The sequence below is a fragment of the Neisseria sp. P0008.S002 genome (assembly GCF_051962805.1).
Lineage (GTDB): Bacteria > Pseudomonadota > Gammaproteobacteria > Burkholderiales > Neisseriaceae > Neisseria > Neisseria perflava.
On record NZ_JBQCUY010000002.1, the window covers coordinates 15821 to 32487 of the forward strand.

16 protein-coding genes and 3 tRNA genes are annotated in these 16667 nt (G+C 53.6%); 9 read left to right on the forward strand and 10 right to left on the reverse strand.

The window, feature by feature from the left end; translation table 11 throughout:
- Window positions 1-117: 117 nt before the first annotated feature.
- The 9 genes from ACTHSA_RS01925 to folD all read right to left on the reverse strand — a co-directional run bounded on the left by ACTHSA_RS01925 (window position 118) and on the right by folD (window position 8372).
- Window positions 118-1590, reverse strand: coding sequence for a surface lipoprotein assembly modifier (locus ACTHSA_RS01925; protein ID WP_440367637.1), 1473 nt, complete (start codon window positions 1588-1590; stop codon window positions 118-120).
- Between the two features lie 156 nt (window positions 1591-1746).
- Window positions 1747-2118 (reverse strand): hypothetical protein, encoded by a 372-nt coding sequence (locus tag ACTHSA_RS01930; RefSeq protein ID WP_004520945.1) that lies wholly within the window; start codon window positions 2116-2118, stop codon window positions 1747-1749.
- 172 nt (window positions 2119-2290) lie between these two features.
- A complete protein-coding gene (locus tag ACTHSA_RS01935) occupies window positions 2291-3013 on the reverse strand; it encodes a M48 family metallopeptidase (RefSeq protein WP_004520946.1) in 723 nt (240 codons plus the stop codon).
- Window positions 3014-3051: 38 nt separating this feature from the next.
- On the reverse strand, window positions 3052-3783 hold the full coding sequence (locus ACTHSA_RS01940) for a lysophospholipid acyltransferase family protein (RefSeq protein ID WP_440367633.1): 732 nt from the start codon (window positions 3781-3783) through the stop codon (window positions 3052-3054).
- 71 nt (window positions 3784-3854) lie between these two features.
- A complete protein-coding gene (gene gmhB, locus ACTHSA_RS01945; protein ID WP_070584588.1) occupies window positions 3855-4433 on the reverse strand; it encodes a D-glycero-beta-D-manno-heptose 1,7-bisphosphate 7-phosphatase in 579 nt (192 codons plus the stop codon).
- Window positions 4434-4444: 11 nt separating this feature from the next.
- Window positions 4445-4897 (reverse strand): DUF7832 domain-containing protein, encoded by a 453-nt coding sequence (locus tag ACTHSA_RS01950; protein ID WP_049336905.1) that lies wholly within the window; start codon window positions 4895-4897, stop codon window positions 4445-4447.
- Between the two features lie 94 nt (window positions 4898-4991).
- Window positions 4992-6233 carry an aromatic amino acid transporter gene (locus ACTHSA_RS01955; RefSeq protein ID WP_004520950.1) on the reverse strand — a complete coding sequence of 414 codons (1242 nt, stop codon included), beginning with the start codon at window positions 6231-6233 and terminating at the stop codon, window positions 4992-4994.
- Between the two features lie 129 nt (window positions 6234-6362).
- Window positions 6363-7436, reverse strand: coding sequence for an AI-2E family transporter (locus tag ACTHSA_RS01960; protein ID WP_039862536.1), 1074 nt, complete (start codon window positions 7434-7436; stop codon window positions 6363-6365).
- 84 nt (window positions 7437-7520) lie between these two features.
- Entirely contained in the window at window positions 7521-8372 is an 852-nt protein-coding gene (folD, locus tag ACTHSA_RS01965; RefSeq protein WP_049336906.1) for a bifunctional methylenetetrahydrofolate dehydrogenase/methenyltetrahydrofolate cyclohydrolase FolD, read from the reverse strand.
- 201 nt (window positions 8373-8573) lie between these two features.
- Between folD and ACTHSA_RS01970 the strand changes: the two genes are divergently transcribed.
- From ACTHSA_RS01970 to prmC, 9 genes are all read left to right on the forward strand, one after another.
- Window positions 8574-8651, forward strand: a tRNA-Pro gene (locus ACTHSA_RS01970).
- Between the two features lie 27 nt (window positions 8652-8678).
- A tRNA-Arg gene (locus ACTHSA_RS01975) sits at window positions 8679-8755 on the forward strand.
- A 9-nt stretch (window positions 8756-8764) separates the two neighbouring features.
- Window positions 8765-8840, forward strand: a tRNA-His gene (locus ACTHSA_RS01980).
- 259 nt (window positions 8841-9099) lie between these two features.
- Window positions 9100-9606 (forward strand): adenylyltransferase/cytidyltransferase family protein, encoded by a 507-nt coding sequence (locus tag ACTHSA_RS01985; protein ID WP_107848862.1) that lies wholly within the window; start codon window positions 9100-9102, stop codon window positions 9604-9606.
- Window positions 9603-11363 carry a bifunctional biotin--[acetyl-CoA-carboxylase] ligase/type III pantothenate kinase gene (locus ACTHSA_RS01990; RefSeq protein ID WP_070625244.1) on the forward strand — a complete coding sequence of 587 codons (1761 nt, stop codon included), beginning with the start codon at window positions 9603-9605 and terminating at the stop codon, window positions 11361-11363. Before ACTHSA_RS01985 ends, ACTHSA_RS01990 begins: the two co-directional genes overlap by 4 nt.
- 15 nt (window positions 11364-11378) lie before the next feature.
- Window positions 11379-12221, forward strand: a complete 843-nt coding sequence (locus ACTHSA_RS01995; RefSeq protein WP_004520957.1) for a hypothetical protein — start codon at window positions 11379-11381, stop codon at window positions 12219-12221.
- Window positions 12222-12780: 559 nt separating this feature from the next.
- Window positions 12781-14223: a metalloprotease TldD gene (tldD, locus tag ACTHSA_RS02000; protein ID WP_440378791.1), complete on the forward strand. Its 1443-nt coding sequence runs from the start codon at window positions 12781-12783 to the stop codon at window positions 14221-14223.
- A 53-nt stretch (window positions 14224-14276) separates the two neighbouring features.
- Entirely contained in the window at window positions 14277-14738 is a 462-nt protein-coding gene (locus ACTHSA_RS02005) for a hypothetical protein (protein ID WP_004520960.1), read from the forward strand.
- Window positions 14728-15540 (forward strand): peptide chain release factor N(5)-glutamine methyltransferase, encoded by an 813-nt coding sequence (gene prmC / locus ACTHSA_RS02010; RefSeq protein WP_004520961.1) that lies wholly within the window; start codon window positions 14728-14730, stop codon window positions 15538-15540. The genes ACTHSA_RS02005 and prmC overlap by 11 nt, the downstream gene beginning before the upstream one ends.
- An 84-nt stretch (window positions 15541-15624) precedes the next feature.
- On the opposite strand, the gene ACTHSA_RS02015 is transcribed toward prmC, so the two are convergent.
- Window positions 15625-16419: a 3'-5' exonuclease gene (locus ACTHSA_RS02015; RefSeq protein WP_039863832.1), complete on the reverse strand. Its 795-nt coding sequence runs from the start codon at window positions 16417-16419 to the stop codon at window positions 15625-15627.
- Between the last annotated feature and the right edge of the window lie 248 nt (window positions 16420-16667).

Consider the following 16667-nt stretch of genomic DNA (forward strand, 5'->3'; position numbering starts at 1 on the left):
GACATTATGCCTTAAAAAATCTATTTATCCGGTATCTGTAAAAGTTTGAATCTGTCTTGTAAATCAGTAAGCAGGTGTGGCGGTATTTATGCTTGATTCGCGGATTCAACGTACTTGTCAGAACGTTTTGCTCAATTCGACAAACATTTTGGTTTTGCCGTATTCGTAGAACTTGTCGTTGCTCCATGTTTTGTTGTGGGCAATGGTCAGGCGCGGGGTGATGCCTTTGAAATGGAGGGCGCGGTGCCATACGCTCAGGGAGGCGGAAGCTTCTTTGTCGCGGCGGTTTTGTTCGTTGCTGAAGAAGCCGGGGGCTTGGTAACGGCGTTGGGCGGCGCTGAGGCGTAGGACGGTGGAGAGGCCTTTGGGCCATTCTTGTCCCCATGTGGTGCGCAGGGCGTAGCGGTTGAAGCTGTCGCCTTTGTCGTCGCGGTTGCGTTCGCGGTAGAGGTCGATACCGGCCACCCAGTATTGGCGCGCGTTGCGGTAGTAAACGATGGAGTTGCTGAGCAGTTGGCTGGTGTTGTTGGAATGCTCGCGGCGGCTGTTTTTCAGACGGCCTGCTTCAAATGCGCTGAGGGTTTGCAGCTTGGGTTGCCACCAATGGTTGTAGTGGAGGCGTACGCCGTTGGTGTAGGTGTAGGGGTCATTGCCGTAGAAGCGGCGCTCGTGGAACGGGGTAATGCCGATATCGTTGCGCTGGTCGGCATAGCCGATGCCTGCCGAGAAACGTGTGGTGAGGTCGTTGTAGTTGGTGTGTTTGGGGTAGATTTTGCCGTAATGGTCTGCGCCAGCCGTGGCATAGAAGCCGTGTGGCAACGACCATTTTTTTTCTGCACCGATTTGGTAGTGGACGGCGGTGGCATCGATGGGTTCGGGGAATGTCCAGCCTCGGAAGCAGTCGTCGGGATAGGCAAGGCGCACGGCGCGGCATTGTTCGTCGCTCAGGTGGTTGCCAAGACGGCGTTGACCGGGAGCTTGGTTGATGTTTTGCTCGCGCGTGATGTTCAAGCCGGCGTTGAATTGCCATGAGTCGCGTTCGCGCAGGGCTTTGCGGTAGGTTTCGATGCGTTCTTGCAAGGCGGGCGGGAGGGATTCGGTTTGCAGTTTGTCAAACTGGTCGGCCGCAGCTTCGTTTTGTTTGTCTTCAAACAAGGCGGTTGCAAGCTGCCAGCGGACGGCGGAGGCATCGGGCTGCTCGGCGATAAAGCGGCGGTAATGGCCGACAGCTTCGGCGGCATGCCCTTCGGATTGGGCAAGCAAACCTTTGGCATAGCGCGCCATGGCGCGGTCGTGTTCGGGCCATTGTTCGTAAATGGGCAAAACGGCTTTGATGCCGGGGATGTTGTGGGCGACGACGGCGGAATACATGGCGCGTGCCAGCAATTCGGTGTTGGCAAGCAGGATGTCGGCATCGACGTTGATGATTTTTTCAGACGGCCTGTTTGTCTGCTCGGCAGGGATATTGTGCGCTTCGGGTTGTTGGGGTTCGGCAGTGTTGACTTGAAGCTCGGGTTTTACATCAGGCGGCACATCGGCGGCGTGAAGGGAAAGGGGAAGGATGGCGAGGAGGAACAGACGTTTTCTCATGGCAATGTTGGGGATGTTATCGGTATAAGTGGGCAGATTGTACAATGTTTTGAGTCGGAAATTTTGCAAACCGAGTGCCATTTTATCTGATAAAGACGACAAAAGGCCGTCTGAAACCTGATGGGATTTCAGACGGCCTTTGTTTGCGAGTCGGATTTAGTTTTTGTCCAAGTCCAAATCGGCTTTGTATTCGATGCGGCCTTGGCCTTTGTCTTCGATGGAAACGTCCAGCTCTTGTTTGCCGCGTTTGAATTTCAGATCGGCATCGTCGTGTTTGATTTCAGATTCAACCACATGGAAACCTTTGCTGCGCGCGTGGGCGATCACTTTTTTGGCCAAGGAAGGAATGGAATTGCGTTGGCCGGAAAGTTCGGCTTCGTATTCAAATTCGCCGTCGCCTTGATGATCGGCTTTGATGGTGTGCGCGCCATCCGGACGGTAAATTTCGGAAGGCAGCGGGGAGGCGAATGCCGTGGCGGAGAAAAGAGCCAAAATGCCGGTGGCCAGTAACGATTTTGCTTTGGTCATCGGTTTTCCTTTCTGAAAAGGGTTTTGAGAACGAAATCATCTTATCGGCATGCCTGAGGGGGCGGCAAGCGGATAAACCTGATTTTACGCGCGGCTACATGATTTGTTTGGAGGACGTTGATTCTTTGCTTTGGGCTGGTGTTTGCTTGCAGAAAAATGCTGCTGGAAAGACTTAGCCGAGGTGGAATAATTCGCCGCCGTGCGCCTTCAGCCATTGTTCGGCTTGGTCGACATGCGGCGTGAGCGAGTGGGTTAGAGCCCAAAATGCAGGGCTGTGGTTGGGATGGCGCAGGTGGGAGAGTTCGTGCAGGCAGACGTAGTCGGCGACATATTCGGGCGTGCCGATGAGCCGCCAGTTGAGGCGGATGCCGGTGGTGTGGCGGCAAACGCCCCAGAAGGTTTTGGCGTTGGAAAGGGAAATGGCGCTCGGGGTCAGGTGGGTGGTTCGGATATGGCCTTCGAGGCGCGGTAGCAGATATTCGTGCGCACGCTCGTGCAGGAAGCGGCGCAAATGGGTAAGTTGGGCGGCGGTTTCTTTTTCGGGCAACAGAATTTCAGACGGCCTGATTTGGATGTGGTTTGCTGCGTGGACGGACAAGGCCGTCTGAACGCCTTGATACCAAATCCATTCGGGAAGCGTGTCTGTAGGTGTTTGCCGAGCCGGTGTTTTGTTTAGGGTACGGCGCAGGATGGCTTCGTTGTCGTTCAGCCATTGGGTAAAGGTGCGCTGGGTAACAAACGGAGGGATATTGATGCTGACGGTATCGGCGGAAACGGGGCGCAAGATGAGGTTTTTCTTGGCACTGCGTTTGAGCTGGATATGAATGGTGAGGCCGTCTGAAAGGGTATGGGTATGGAGGTGGGGCATGATGTTGAGAAAAATATTGGACGGCATGGAAAGGGCGGGTATAGCGGCCCACCCGATGGAATGATTTATTTGGTTTTGGGCGCGAACGGGCCTTGTCCGGTAATCAGGGGCTGTTGGCTTTCGATCCATTGCTCGCATTGAGCCATGAGTTCGGCTTCATTGCCGTTGTTGTGGGCAATGGGTTTGCCGATGATGACGCTGACCGTGCCGGGGTATTTGAGGAAGGAATTGCGCGGCCAAAACTCGCCGCTGTTGAGCGCGACGGGGACGATGTCCATCTCAAACATTTTTGCCATGCGCGCGCCGCCGAGCTTATAGCGGCCTTTTTCGCCGGGCGGCAGGCGTGTGCCTTCGGGGAAAATGGTAATCCAATAGCCTTCGTTTTTACGCGCAAGGCCTTGTTCTAAGAGTTGTTTGTTGGCTTCGCGGCTGTTGCTGCGGTCGATGCCGATGGTTTTGACCAGCTTCAAGCCCCAGCCGAAGAAAGGGATTTTGAAGAGTTCGCGTTTGGCAACATAGACTTGCGGCGGAAAAATCTCTTGCAGGGCGAGGGTTTCCCAGCCGCTTTGGTGTTTGGCGCAAATAATGGCAGGGTGGTCGGGAATGTTTTCCGCGCCGCTTAAGGTGTAGTTCAAACCGATGATGTGCTTGAGTGACCAGTTGAGGATGCGCACCCAAATTTGCGCCATTTTGTGTGCGCCGCCTTGGAAGGGCAGGGCAAGCAGCATAAAGGGGAACAGCAAAATAATGCTAGAGGAAAGGATGAGCCAGTAAATCAGGTTGCGGATAATCAGCATATCTGGGAAAAGTCTGTCGTTTGAAGGCCGTCTGAACGCCGTTGTCGGCTGGTTTCAGACGGCCTTGTCGTTTATAGGATGGCTTGCGCGGCTTCTTCGATTTGTGTGTTTTCACGCATGATGTATTGCGAGAAAGCGAGCAGGTTGTCGAAGACTTGGGTGTGTTCGGGCAGTTCTTGCTCGTGTTTGGCCAGTGTTTTTTTGCCTTTGCCGGTCAGGACGAGCGCGGATTTGCCGCCTGCGGCATCAATGGCTTGCAGGTCGCGCAGGCTGTCGCCGACCAGCCAGGTTTCGGCGGCATTGGCCTTGAAGCGTTCGATGATGTCGATAATCATGCCGGGCTTGGGTTTGCGGCATTCGCAGTTGTCGGCGGCGGTGTGCGGGCAAAACCAAATGCCGTCGATGGTACCGCCTGCTTGAACGGCAAGGCGGTGCATTTTTGCGTGCATTTCAGTCAGGTCTTGCACGGTAAAGTATTTGCGGCCGATACCGGATTGGTTGGTGGCCACGGCGATGGTGTAGCCTGCCTGCGTTAAAAAGGCGATAGCATCCATGCTGCCTTCGATGGGAATCCATTCGTCAACGGATTTGACGAAATCGTCGCGGTCTTGGTTGATGACGCCGTCGCGGTCGAGGATGATGAGTTTCATGGTTTGGGCTCTTATTTTTCTGCTTTCAAACTGCTTTTCCATTTTTCAAAGGCCGTCTGAAAAACGGGTGTCAGTTTGGCGAAGGTTTCCGGGGTGTTTTTGACGTGGTAGAAGCCGCCGAGCGAGGGCGTGTCGAGGGCGAGGACGTAGTCTTCCATAAATGCGCCGTAGCCGTCTTCTTCGTCGGTGTAGTAGAACTCGGTAAACCGTTGGCCGAGTTCGGTAAAGTCGTCCGCTGTCAATGCGCCGTCCATGTGTTTGAGCAGGAAGTGCCGTCCGCTGATTTTGCCCGAGGTCATGGCGGCGAAGTCGGCTGCGGTTTCGGGGGCGGTTTGCCAGACGGGGTTGACGAGGCCTGCCTGCGCCGCCCACTGCCAGTACATGCCGATGTGGGTGGCGGCGTTTTCGGGCGGGAGCTGGTCGGGATAGTCTTCGTCGAGATGGAAACGGATATTGTCGTACATGGACGGTGTTCGTTGGGGGGAAAGGGGATATTGTAGCGGAAAATAATGAATTAGGCCGTCTGAAAGAGGGTGTTTCAGACGGCCTTAAGGGAATTTAACCTTTAAATACGGGAACAAGCTCCATTTGGCTCAATATTTGGGCGGCAATGTTGATGATGCCGAAGAGGAAGACCCAAACCATCAGCCAGAATCCGCCGTAAACTTTGTAGTTTTTGCCGGCACCGAATTTATGGCGCGAGCGGTAGAGCAGCATGGCGGGGATGATGCCGGTCCAGATGGTGGCGGCCAGGCCGACGTAGCCGATGGCGGTAACGAAGCCGGTAGGGAAGAGCAGGCAGGAAATCAAAGGCGGCAGGAAGGTCAGTGCGGCGGTTTTGGTGCGGCCGGAGATGCTGTCGTTCCATTTGAAGATGTCGGCAATGTAGTCGAACAGGCCGAGCGTTACGCCGAGGAAGGAGGTTGCGATCGCCATGTAGGAGAACAGGGTCAACACTTTGTCCATATTGCCGGTTTGGGCGAACTTGGACAGCGTTTCGATCAGGACGGAAACTTGTCCTTCTGCGGCGATAACCGGTGCGAACTCGTTACGCGGCAGGTTGCCTTGGATGGCGATTTGCCAGAGGATGTAAATCACAAGCGCAATCAGCGTTCCTACCCATAGGGATTTGGCCACTTTGGGCGCGTCGCCTTTAAAGTATTTGAGCAGGCTGGAGACGTTACCGTGGAAACCGAATGAGGCAAGGCAAACGGGCAGGGCGGTAGCGACATAAATCCAGTAGCTGGTGCCGGCAGGGGCTTGGGTGTCAAACAGGACAGGCATTTTGGCATCGGCAATCAGGCCGCCGGTTGCCCAAATAAAGGTCAATACCATGCCGCCGATGAGGATGCTGGTGAAGCGGTCAACCAAGCGTGCGGATGCCCAAACGCAAAAGGCGAGAATGCCGAAAAAGACGAGTTGGCCGATGGTGAGCGAAATTTCGCCGCCTACCGCGCTGCCGATGCCTTTGGCGGTCAGGTCGCCGCCGACGAAGATGTAGGCGTAGGTGAGCAGGTATAAAACGAAAGCGACGGCAACGCCGTTGATGACGTTCCAAGCCGGGCCGAGCAGGTCTTTAACCATAGTGTCGAAGCTGGCGCCGTGCGGATAATGGGTGTTGACTTCCAAAATCATCAGGCCGCTGGAGAGCATGGAAAACCAGGTGTACAGCAACACGGCCAGCGAGCCGGTAAACCATACGCCGGAGGTGGCGGTCGGGTTGGCAAGCATGCCTGCGCCGATAACCGTACCGGCGATAATCATCGCTCCGCCGAATAGGGATGGGGTTTTGGTTGACATTGTTTATCTTTCTTCTAGAAATGCGTGGCTGCCATTATGCCGTAAAGTGTAAGAAAAGGTAAAGCAAAGGCCGTCTGAAAACCCGATTGTCGTTTTCAGACGGCCTTTGATGTGTATAAACGCAACTGATTAAATCAATTTTCGCAGTTTCAATTCGTTTTTCAGATACGCGTAATAAACCGGCGCGACGATGATGCCGCCGATGCCGAAAATGCGTTCAAAGACGACCATCGCCACCAGCAATTCCCATGCGCTGGATTCGATTTCCGAGCCGATGATTTTGGCGTTGAGGAAATATTCGAGCTTGTGGATGACAACGAGGAAAACCAGCGATGCGAGTGCGACGTAAAGCGATGCGCCGAGGCTCAAAATAATAATGATGGTGTTGGAAATCAGGTTGCCTGCCACCGGAATCAGGCCGACGATAAAGGCGATGATCAGGACGGTCATTTTAAACGGCAGGTCAACGCCGAACAGCGGCAAAACCAAGTAAAGGTACAGGCCGGTCAGGAAGGTGTCGATCAGCGAGATTTTGACTTGGGCGAGGAACACGCGCTCAAAGCTGGTTTCAAAATTGACGATGCGCCGCATCAATTCGGCTTTAAACAGCGGCATTTTATGGCGGTTTTTGCGCATTTCCAGGCGGTGGAAACTGAGCATGGCGCCGATGATGATGCCGATGAGGATGTACACGAAGGACGTGATGCTGTTTTTACTGATACGGGTCAGCGCGGCGCGGTATTCTTCAATCAGCTTGATTGCCGAGGCTTTGATTTCGGCCATATTGTTGGGCAGCATATTGAGAATGGCAGCAGGCAGGTCTTGGCTGTTTTTGGTGTCTTCCAAAATCGCCGCCAGCTTGGCCAGCATAAAGCCGACGTGGCCGCCATGTATCAGGTGGTAAATGCCCAAAGACATCATCGCAATGATGCTGAATACGATGGCCAGCGTCAGCGTGGTGGAAATTAGGTTGATATTGTGCGCATTGAGCGACTTATGCAGCCGCGTGTTGCGCGGTAAAACACGGCGGCGGAGTTTGAGGATGACGCCGTTGGTGCGCGTAATAAAGATATAGGTCAGGATAACCGACAGCAGCAGCGGCAGAAAATGGTAGTGCAAGACAATCAGCAAGGCCAAGCCCATCAGGATATAGGAAGCGTTGCGGAAAGTCGGGTTGTCGGCGTGGGAAGAGAGTAAGGACATGTGAAGCCAATAAGGTAAAAAGCAAAAAAACAGGTCAGGCCGTCTGAAAAATCATGTTCAGACGGCCTAACTTAATGACAGTGATTAGTCGTGTAATGAGGCCGCGTGTACCGTGTTTTCCAACAAAGTGGCAATCGTCATCGGGCCGACGCCGCCGGGAACAGGCGTAATCATGGATGCGCGTTCTTTAGCGACATCAAACTCCACGTCGCCGCACAGGCTGCCGTCGTCCAAGCGGTTGATGCCCACATCGATAACGACTGCGCCGGGTTTGACCCATTCGCCTTTAACGAAATTCGGAATGCCTACGCCGACCACCAAAATATCTGCGGCGGCAACTTCATCGGCAAGGTTTTGCGTGGCGCTGTGGCAAATGGTTACCGTCGCGCGGGACAGCAGCAATTCCAACGCCTGTGGGCGGCCGACAATATTGGACGCGCCGACGACGACCGCTTTTTTGCCTTTCGGGTCGATGCCGTAGGCTTCCAACAAAGTCATCACACCTTTGGGTGTGCAAGGGCGCATCAGCGGCATTTTGACGACCAGGCGGCCGACGTTGTAAGGGTGGAAGCCGTCCACATCTTTATGCGGCTCGATACGCTCCAAAACCGCTTGGCTGTCGATGTGTGCCGGCAGCGGCAGTTGCACCAAAATACCGTCGACGGCAGGGTCGCCGTTCAATTCGTCCACCAGTTTCAGCAAATCGTCTTGCGTGGTTTCAGACGGCAGCTCATAAGAGCGCGATTCGATGCCGCTTTTTTGGCAGGCCAGTTTTTTATTGCGTACATAAACCGCGCTAGCAGGGTCGTCGCCAACCAATACCACCGCCAAGCAAGGCGTGTGCAAACCTTTTTCCTGACGCGCTTTTACCGCCTGCGCGACCGCCTCGATGCGTTGCTGGGAGATTTTTTTTCCGTCTATAAGTTGTGCAGCCATGATTTTTCCTCCTCAATAGGGATAAATATTGCGTTTAAATTATCGCATTTTTCAGACGGCCTGACACAAAAGAGTAGCCCTGATTGTGAAGCATAAAAATAAATAACGATTAAAAATAATAGGATAATCAAAAAATGAAAAAATAAAGCAAAGTAGGTGTTGACCGGGCTGAAAAGGGTCTGTATAGTTCAGGTCTTCAGTCGGGGCGTAGCGCAGCCCGGTTAGCGCATCTGCTTTGGGAGCAGAGGGTCGTGAGTTCGAATCCCACCGCCCCGACCACAAAATTCTTAGCACGAATCGGCATGAGCGCCCGTAGCTCAACCGGATAGAGCACCGACCTTCTAAGTCGGGGGTTACAGGTTCGATTCCTGTCGGGCGTGCCAATTTTTACGGTGGCTGTAGCTCAGTTGGTAGAGCCCTGGATTGTGATTCCAGTTGTCGTGGGTTCGAGCCCCATCAGCCACCCCAGATGAAAGCCTGCATATTGTATGCAGGCTTTTTTCCGTTTATACCCGAATTTTACTTCAGATTTAATTGGGTTTCAAAAAAGTATTTATCAAACCGTTTCATCATGGCATCGGCAAAAATGGTGTTTGCTGTGTTATCAAATATCAATGAATACGCAGTCAAGCCCGAATATTGTACCGTTCGGTATCTTTTTATGGCGTTTCGCCGTTATCCTTTATAATACCCCGATTATTTTCTGTTTCATTCCCAAAGGAACCGCATCATGTCCGAATGGTCAGCTCCAGAATTCGAATCCAAAATCTGTCCGCCCGAAAAGCTGGCGGAGCGTTTGGCGGCATTGCCCCGTCCGCTGGTGTTTACCAACGGCTGTTTCGATATTCTCCATAGGGGCCATGTAACGTATCTGGCGCAGGCGCGATCGGCCGGTGCGACTTTGGTATTGGCGTTGAATACCGATGCTTCGGTGCGCCGTCAGGGCAAAGGGGACGACCGTCCGATTAATCCTTTGGAAAACCGCGCGGCAGTGGCAGCGGCATTGGCGAGCGTGGATTTGGTCACATGGTTTGATGACGATACGCCGGCCGCGCTGATTGAAATGGTCAAACCCGATGTATTGATTAAAGGCGGCGATTGGCCTGTGGATAAGATTGTCGGTGCGGCCGAGACGTTTGCGCGTGGTGGCAAAGTATTTTCGATTCCGTTTTTACACCAGACTTCGACCACCAAAACTTTGGCGAAAATCCGCGAAGCCGGAGGAGGCGAATGACGGATTTGAACAGCCGCCATTGGGCCTTGCTCGCCGCGCTTTCAGACGGCCTGCCGCAACACGTTTCTCAGTTGGCGCGAGTGGTTGGGATGAAGCCGCAACAATTAAACGGATTCTGGCAGCAGATGCCGGGCCATATCCGCGGTTTGCTGCGCCAGCATGACGGGCAATGGCGCTTGGTGCGCCCTTTGGCTGTGTTTGCCGAAGAATCTCTGCAACAAATGGCCGGAAAACAGGGTTTTCGTGCGCAGTTGAAACACGAATGTTCGTCCAGCAACGATGAAATCATGGCATTGGCGCGCCAGTCGGCAGATTTGGCGCATAAGGCCTTGTGTGTGGCGCATTTCCAAACCAAAGGCCGCGGACGGCAAGGGCGAAGCTGGGTCAACCGACAGGGCGAATGTCTGATGTTCAGCCTGGGCTGGGCGTTTGATAAGCCGCAGTATGAGCTGGGTTCGCTGGCGTTGGTGGTGGCATTGGCCTGCCGCCGTGCGCTTGCCGATATCGGTTTGGACGTAAATATCAAGTGGCCGAACGATTTGGTCGTGGCCAACGATAAATTGGCCGGTATTTTGATTGAAACGGCGCGAGTAGAGAATAAGACTGTCGCCGTCATCGGCATCGGCATTAATTTTGTATTGCCGAAAGAAGTTGAAAATGCCACTTCCGTGCAGGCCTTGTTTCAGACGGCCTCTAAGCAGGGTGTAAGCGTCAAAACCTTGTTGAATGCGGTATTGGCGCAACTTGATGTGCTGTTGAACGAATACGCGCAAAACGGATTTGCATCATGTGTCGGCGAATACAATGCCGCCAACCGCGATACGGACAGACCGGTATTGCTGCTTCAGGAAGGACGCGTTGTTCACGAAGGCGTAGTCAAAGGCGTGGATGCGCAAGGTGCGTTGCGTTTGCAGACGGACAAGGGCGAGAAAACCATCGTCAGCGGCGAGATCAGCTTGCGTCCGGATAACCGTCCGGCACAACCTGCCGCCGCCAAGCCGGAACGCTTTTTGCTGCTGGACGGCGGCAACAGTCAGTTGAAATGGGCATGGGTGGAGAACGGCACATTTTCCGAAGTCGGCCGCGCGCCGTATCGTGATTTGGCCCAGCTGGGCGAAGAATGGCTGCAATTTGCCGATGACGATGTGAAGATTGTCGGTTGCGCCGTGTGCGGTTCGGTAAAAAAAGCGATGGTGGAAGAGCAATTAACCCGTCCGGTCGAATGGCTGTCTTCCATGCCGCAGGCTTTGGGTATCCGCAACCATTACCGCCGCCCTGAAGAACATGGCTCCGACCGTTGGTTTAATGCGCTGGGCAGCCGCCGCTTTACGCAAAACGCCTGCGTCGTCGTCAGCTGCGGCACCGCCGTAACCACCGACGCGCTGACGGAAGACAATCATTATCTCGGCGGCACCATCATGCCCGGTTTCCACTTGATGAAAGAGGCGATGGCGCTCAAGACCGCCAACCTCAACCGCCCCATCGGCAAGGTATATCCGTTCCCAACCACAACGCCGAACGCCATTGCCAGCGGCATGATGGATGCCGTTTGCGGCGCGTTGATGATGATGCATGGCCGTCTGAAAGACAAAACGGGCGAAGGCAAACCGGTCGATATTATTATCACGGGCGGCGGCGCGGCCAGAGTCGTGCAGGCGCTGCCGGAGTCATTCGTTCATGACAATCAAGTGAAAATCGTCGATAATCTCGTGATTCACGGGCTCTTGCATTGGATTGCCCATCGCAACGGACAATAAAAAGGAAAACGCATCATGAAATGGCTGTTTGCGGTCTTGGTCGCACTCAACATCATTGTTTTTGGCAGCATGGTTGCCTATCGGACACAACATAAAACCGCGAAACCCGAATCTGCCTTGGAAGGCGGCACGCACGAATTATTGCGCCCGTCTTCTTTGGACGCGCCCAAAGCCGAGCCTCAGCAGGCATCGCAACCCGATTGGGTGGCGGATGAATCAGACGGCCTGATTATGGCAGAACCTGAATCCGAAGAAGCAGAAGCCTTGCGTAAAAAGCAAGAAGCGCAGCAGTTGAAAGAGAAAAAAGAAAAAATGCGCCGCGAGAAAGAAGCGCAAGAGCGTCGCGCAGCCGAAGAAGAGATGGACGCGGCCGGCGTGGAACGCTTGTGTACCAGCAGCGCCACCGTAGTGATGGATGAAGACGATTACCACCGCATCAAAGGCTTGTTGGGCAAATGGCCTCATGCGGCCAGCCGCAGTATCGAAAAACGTAACGGCGCATCCGGTGGCGAAACTTCTTCCAAAACCTTCCGCGTGGTCTTGCCTGCCGACGGCGACACTTCCGCCCAGCTTGATGCCTTGGGCAGCCGCGGCTTTAGCGGCAGTATTCACAACGGCGAAATCAGCATTGACGTAACACGCAGCCGCTCTTCCGCCCAAGTTTTGATTTCACGCTTGTCCAGCGCAGGTTTTGGCGGTGCGCGCATTGTCGAACAGGAAGACAGAAGCGCACCCGATACCGGTTTGAGCGTAGCACGCATGACCGTGGTCTTTATGGCGGTCGACGAGCGCGATGCCCAAGACATCAGAAACATTGTCGGCCGTTATGGCAAGTTGAACATGAAAACCTGCCGATAATCAGGCCTATTCGGTTTCAGACGGCCTGATAAGCAGCCGGCCAAGCCTGATAAACCGAACGCCAAAAAACACGAAACCCACTGTATCGGCAGTGGGTTTCATGTTTTTCGGTTTTGAGTATCTGATATAAAGGGGAACAGGTATGTTTCGTATATGCGCACTCCGAGTATCAAGAGATAATGGGAAAGAGGGGGATAAAATCTGTCGTTTAATGGCTCGGATTAGGACGTCTTCCGAGTGGTTTTGATTATACGCTAATAATAACTATTATCAATAGCAAAATTGAAAAAATAATGGTTTTTGTTGTAATGCTTTGTTTTGTATGGAAATTAAATTGTGGCATTGGCTTTGCCGTGATTGAAAAGGCCGTCTGAACGTCAAACGAACAGGCCGGTTGAAATAGGGTAAGGCAAACATTTCAACCCTATATTTCAGACGGCCTTTTGATTTGTTTCAATCACTCATAAATCCAAGCAATCAACATATCCAAAGCCATATAAAATACCGTATAATCAAGGCCAAATTAACTTTGCCTGCTCGTCGGGCCGTCTGAAAAATTATGCAACAAACCTACGCCGCGGTACAGCGAGATTTGCTCGAAGCCAACCACCTTTCCCCCGATTTGCTCGCCCAAAGCCTGAGTATTATCGGCGCCAACCATGTCGATTATGCCGACATCTATTGCCAGCGTACTGCCTATGAAAGTTGGCATTTGGAAGAAGGCATCGTCAAATCGGGCAGCTTCCAAATCGATCAGGGTGTGGGCGTGCGTGCCGTTTCGGGCGATAAGACTGCTTTTGCCTACGCCGACAGCCTGTGTATCGATTCGATCAACCGCTCTGCCAAAGCCGTGCGCGTGATTGGTGCGGCTGGCGGCGAAGCCAGCGTCAAAGTGCCGACACCTGCCTACGGCAAGCCTGTCCATATGGCGATTGACCCTATTGCCAGTCTTGATTCTGCTGCCAAAGTCGCGCTGTTGAACAAAGTTGAAACGCTGGCCAAAGCCGCCGATCCGCGTATCGTGCAAGTGATGGCCGGTTTGACCTGCGAATACGACATGGTGTACATCGCCCGTCTGGACGGCAAACACGCTGCCGATATCCGTCCGATGGTGCGCATGAACGTAACCGTCATTGCCAAGCAGGGCGAGCGTCGCGAGCAGGGCAGCGCAGGCGGTGGCGGGCGTTATGATTTGGCGTATTTCGATGAAAACTTGGTGCATCGGTTTGTCGATTCCGCCGTCAAACAAGCCCTGACCAATCTTGAATCCCGTCCTGCGCCTGCCGGCGAGATGACCGTTGTTTTGGGCAACGGCTGGCCGGGCGTGTTGTTGCACGAAGCGGTTGGACATGGTTTGGAAGGCGATTTCAACCGTAAAGAAACCAGCGTTTTCTCCGGCCGAATCGGCGAGCGCGTGGCTGCCAAAGGCGTTACCGTTGTGGATCAAGGCGATATTGCCGACAGACGCGGCTCGCTCAATATCGACGACGAAGGCAACGAAACCCGCCGTACTGTATTGATTGAAGACGGTATTTTGGTCGGCTATATGCAGGACGAAACCAACGCCCGCCTGATGGGTATGCAATCGACCGGCAACGGCCGCCGCGAAAGTTACGCTTCCGCTCCTATGCCGCGCATGACCAATACCTTTATGGAAAACGGCGGCTATGAGCCGGAAGAAATCATCGCGTCCATCGACAAGGGCATTTACGCCGTCAACTTTGGCGGCGGACAAGTGGACATTACCAGCGGCAAGTTCGTGTTCAGCGCATCCGAAGCGTGGTGGGTGGAAGGCGGCAAACTGCAATATCCTGTCAAAGGCGCGACCATCATCGGCAACGGTCCCGAAGTGCTGAAACACGTTTCCATGATAGGCAACGACACTGCGCTCGACAGCGGCATCGGTGTCTGCGGCAAAGAAGGGCAGATCGTTCCTGTCGGCGTCGGACAACCGACACTGAGGATTGATGCCGGACTGACCGTCGGCGGTAGCGAAATTTAAACGGCAGGCCGTCTGAAAGGTTTTCAGACGGCCTTTTGCATTAGGATAAAACCATGCAGGAACAGAATCGGAAATCAAGTTTTCCCATAGTGATGTTGCTGGTGTCGGTTGCACTGTGGATAGCATCTTTGTCCAATGTTGCATTTTATTTGGGCAATCATGAAAGCATGAAGGGTTTGACCGTTTTGATTTTGGGGTCGATATTTGCTTCTTTGGATATCAGATATTGTGCGGCCTATGCGAATTATGTTTGGTTGGCGGCCATTGTGTTGCTGGTGTTGCGGAAGAAGGTTGTGCCTGTCCATACGGCACTTTGGGGCTTGGCGCTGGTGGCTTTCAGTGTGAAAGCCGTACACGTCGATGAAGCAGGGAATACATCGGATATTGTGCGCTACGGCGCGGGATTTTATTTGTGGTATGCCGCATTTGCGGTTGCCACCATCGGCACGTTTGCCGGAAAGATTAAGGAAAGAAAAGCCACAACGCTGGCAGATGGGACGAGAAATGACGCTTGATGAATGGTTGCGCCAATCGGCACTGCCCAAAAATGAAGCGCGGATGTTGTTGCAATATGCGCTGGGTTACACGCGTGCGCAGTTGGTTACACGCGGTACGGACGATTTGGCGGAATCTGACCTGCAAATCTTGGAGGCTTTGGCGCAACGCCGTCTGAAAGGCGAGCCGATGGCCTATCTGTTGGGCGAGCGCGAGTTCTACGGACGACGCTTTACCGTCAATCCCCATGTGCTGATTCCACGCCATGAAACTGAGCATTTGGTGGAAGCCGTGCTCAAACGCTTGCCGTCGCAAGGCCGTGTGTGGGACTTGGGGACGGGAAGCGGCGCCATTGCCGTAACCATCGCGCTTGAACGCGGTGATGCCGATGTTCGTGCATCCGACATCAGCGTCGGTGCTTTGGATACTGCCCGTCAAAATGCGGCCGAATTGGGCGCAAAAGTGGAGTTTGCGCAGGGTTCGTGGTTTGATACCGACAAGCCGTCTGAAGGCCGATACGATGTGATTGTTTCCAATCCGCCGTATATCGAGGATGGCGATGAACATTTATCGCAAGGTGATTTGAGGTTTGAACCGCAAAATGCGCTGACCGACTTTTCAGATGGCCTCAGCCATATCCGCCACATTACCCAAGAAGCCCCTAAATACCTGAAAGCCAACGGCTGGCTGCTGTTTGAACACGGCTATGACCAAGGCAAAGCAGTGCGGAACATTATGCTGGAGAACGGTTTTGCAGAAGTGGCAACCGAACAGGATTTGGCTGGATTGGATAGGGTAACGCTGGGGCGTTTGCCTGCTTAATGGGCATGGTTTGTCGAAATATAAAAAAGGGCGTGTCGATCACGCCCTTTTGGTTTTTTGGTTTAGCTGTTCAGACGGCCTGGTTTAACGCCAAGCAGCGACGAACTCCGCCCAGTGTTGTTTTTCTTCGGCTTGTGCGGCCAGATAATGTTTGATGCGTTTGATTTCGACTTCGTATTCGTCGGCATCGAGCGCGCCGCTCATCATGCGAAAGCGCATGTACATCAGGTAGGTATTGGCGGCATCGGTTTCGCAATAGTCGCGGATGTCTTTCAGACGGCCTGCATGATAGGCGTCCCAAACCTTGCTGCCGTCCATGCCCAATTTGCCGGGGAAGCCGCAGAGTTTGGCCATGTCGTCCAAAGGTACGCTGGCACGCGGTTGGTAGAGGGCGAGCAAATCCATCAGGTCGCAATGGCGGGTGTGGTAGCGGCTGATGTAGTTGTTCCACTTAAAGTCGCGACTGTCGCCAAAGTCGCCGTCGCCCATGTCCCAATAACGGGCGGCGCTGATGCCGTGTATCAGGGCGCGGTAGTGGAGGACGGGCAGGTCGAAACCGCCGCCGTTCCAGCTGACGAGTTGCGGCGTATAGTTTTCGATGACCTCGAAGAACTTGGCAATCATGACTTCTTCGCTGTCTTCGGGATCGCCGATGGTGCTGACGCGGATTTTGTCTTGCCCCCAGCGCATACAGCAGGAGATGGCAACGACTTGGTGCAGATGGTGTTGCATAAAGTCGCTGCCGGTTTTGGCACGGCGTTGCTGTTGGGCAAACAGGACGACCTCATTGTCGGGCAAATCGGCAGGCAAATCGTAAAGCTGGCGGATGCCGTTTACGTCGGGAATGGTTTCGATGTCGAAGGCGAGTATCGGAGTCATGGCGTGATCGGGTTGGATAAGGGATGATGTCATTGTGGCATGACGGCGCAGATAAAAAAAGAGGCAATCCCCCACAGGATTGCCCCAATACCTCAAATCAGAGATTTACGCTTCACAAACAATACAGGCTTTCACCTGCGGCTTTACAGATGCAGCTCAACTCTGCATCGGTAAACTTTCATTTCGGGCATTGCACCGAAATCCTCTAAAATACCGCAATTTCTTGCAATATCAGAAAACTGCTTACA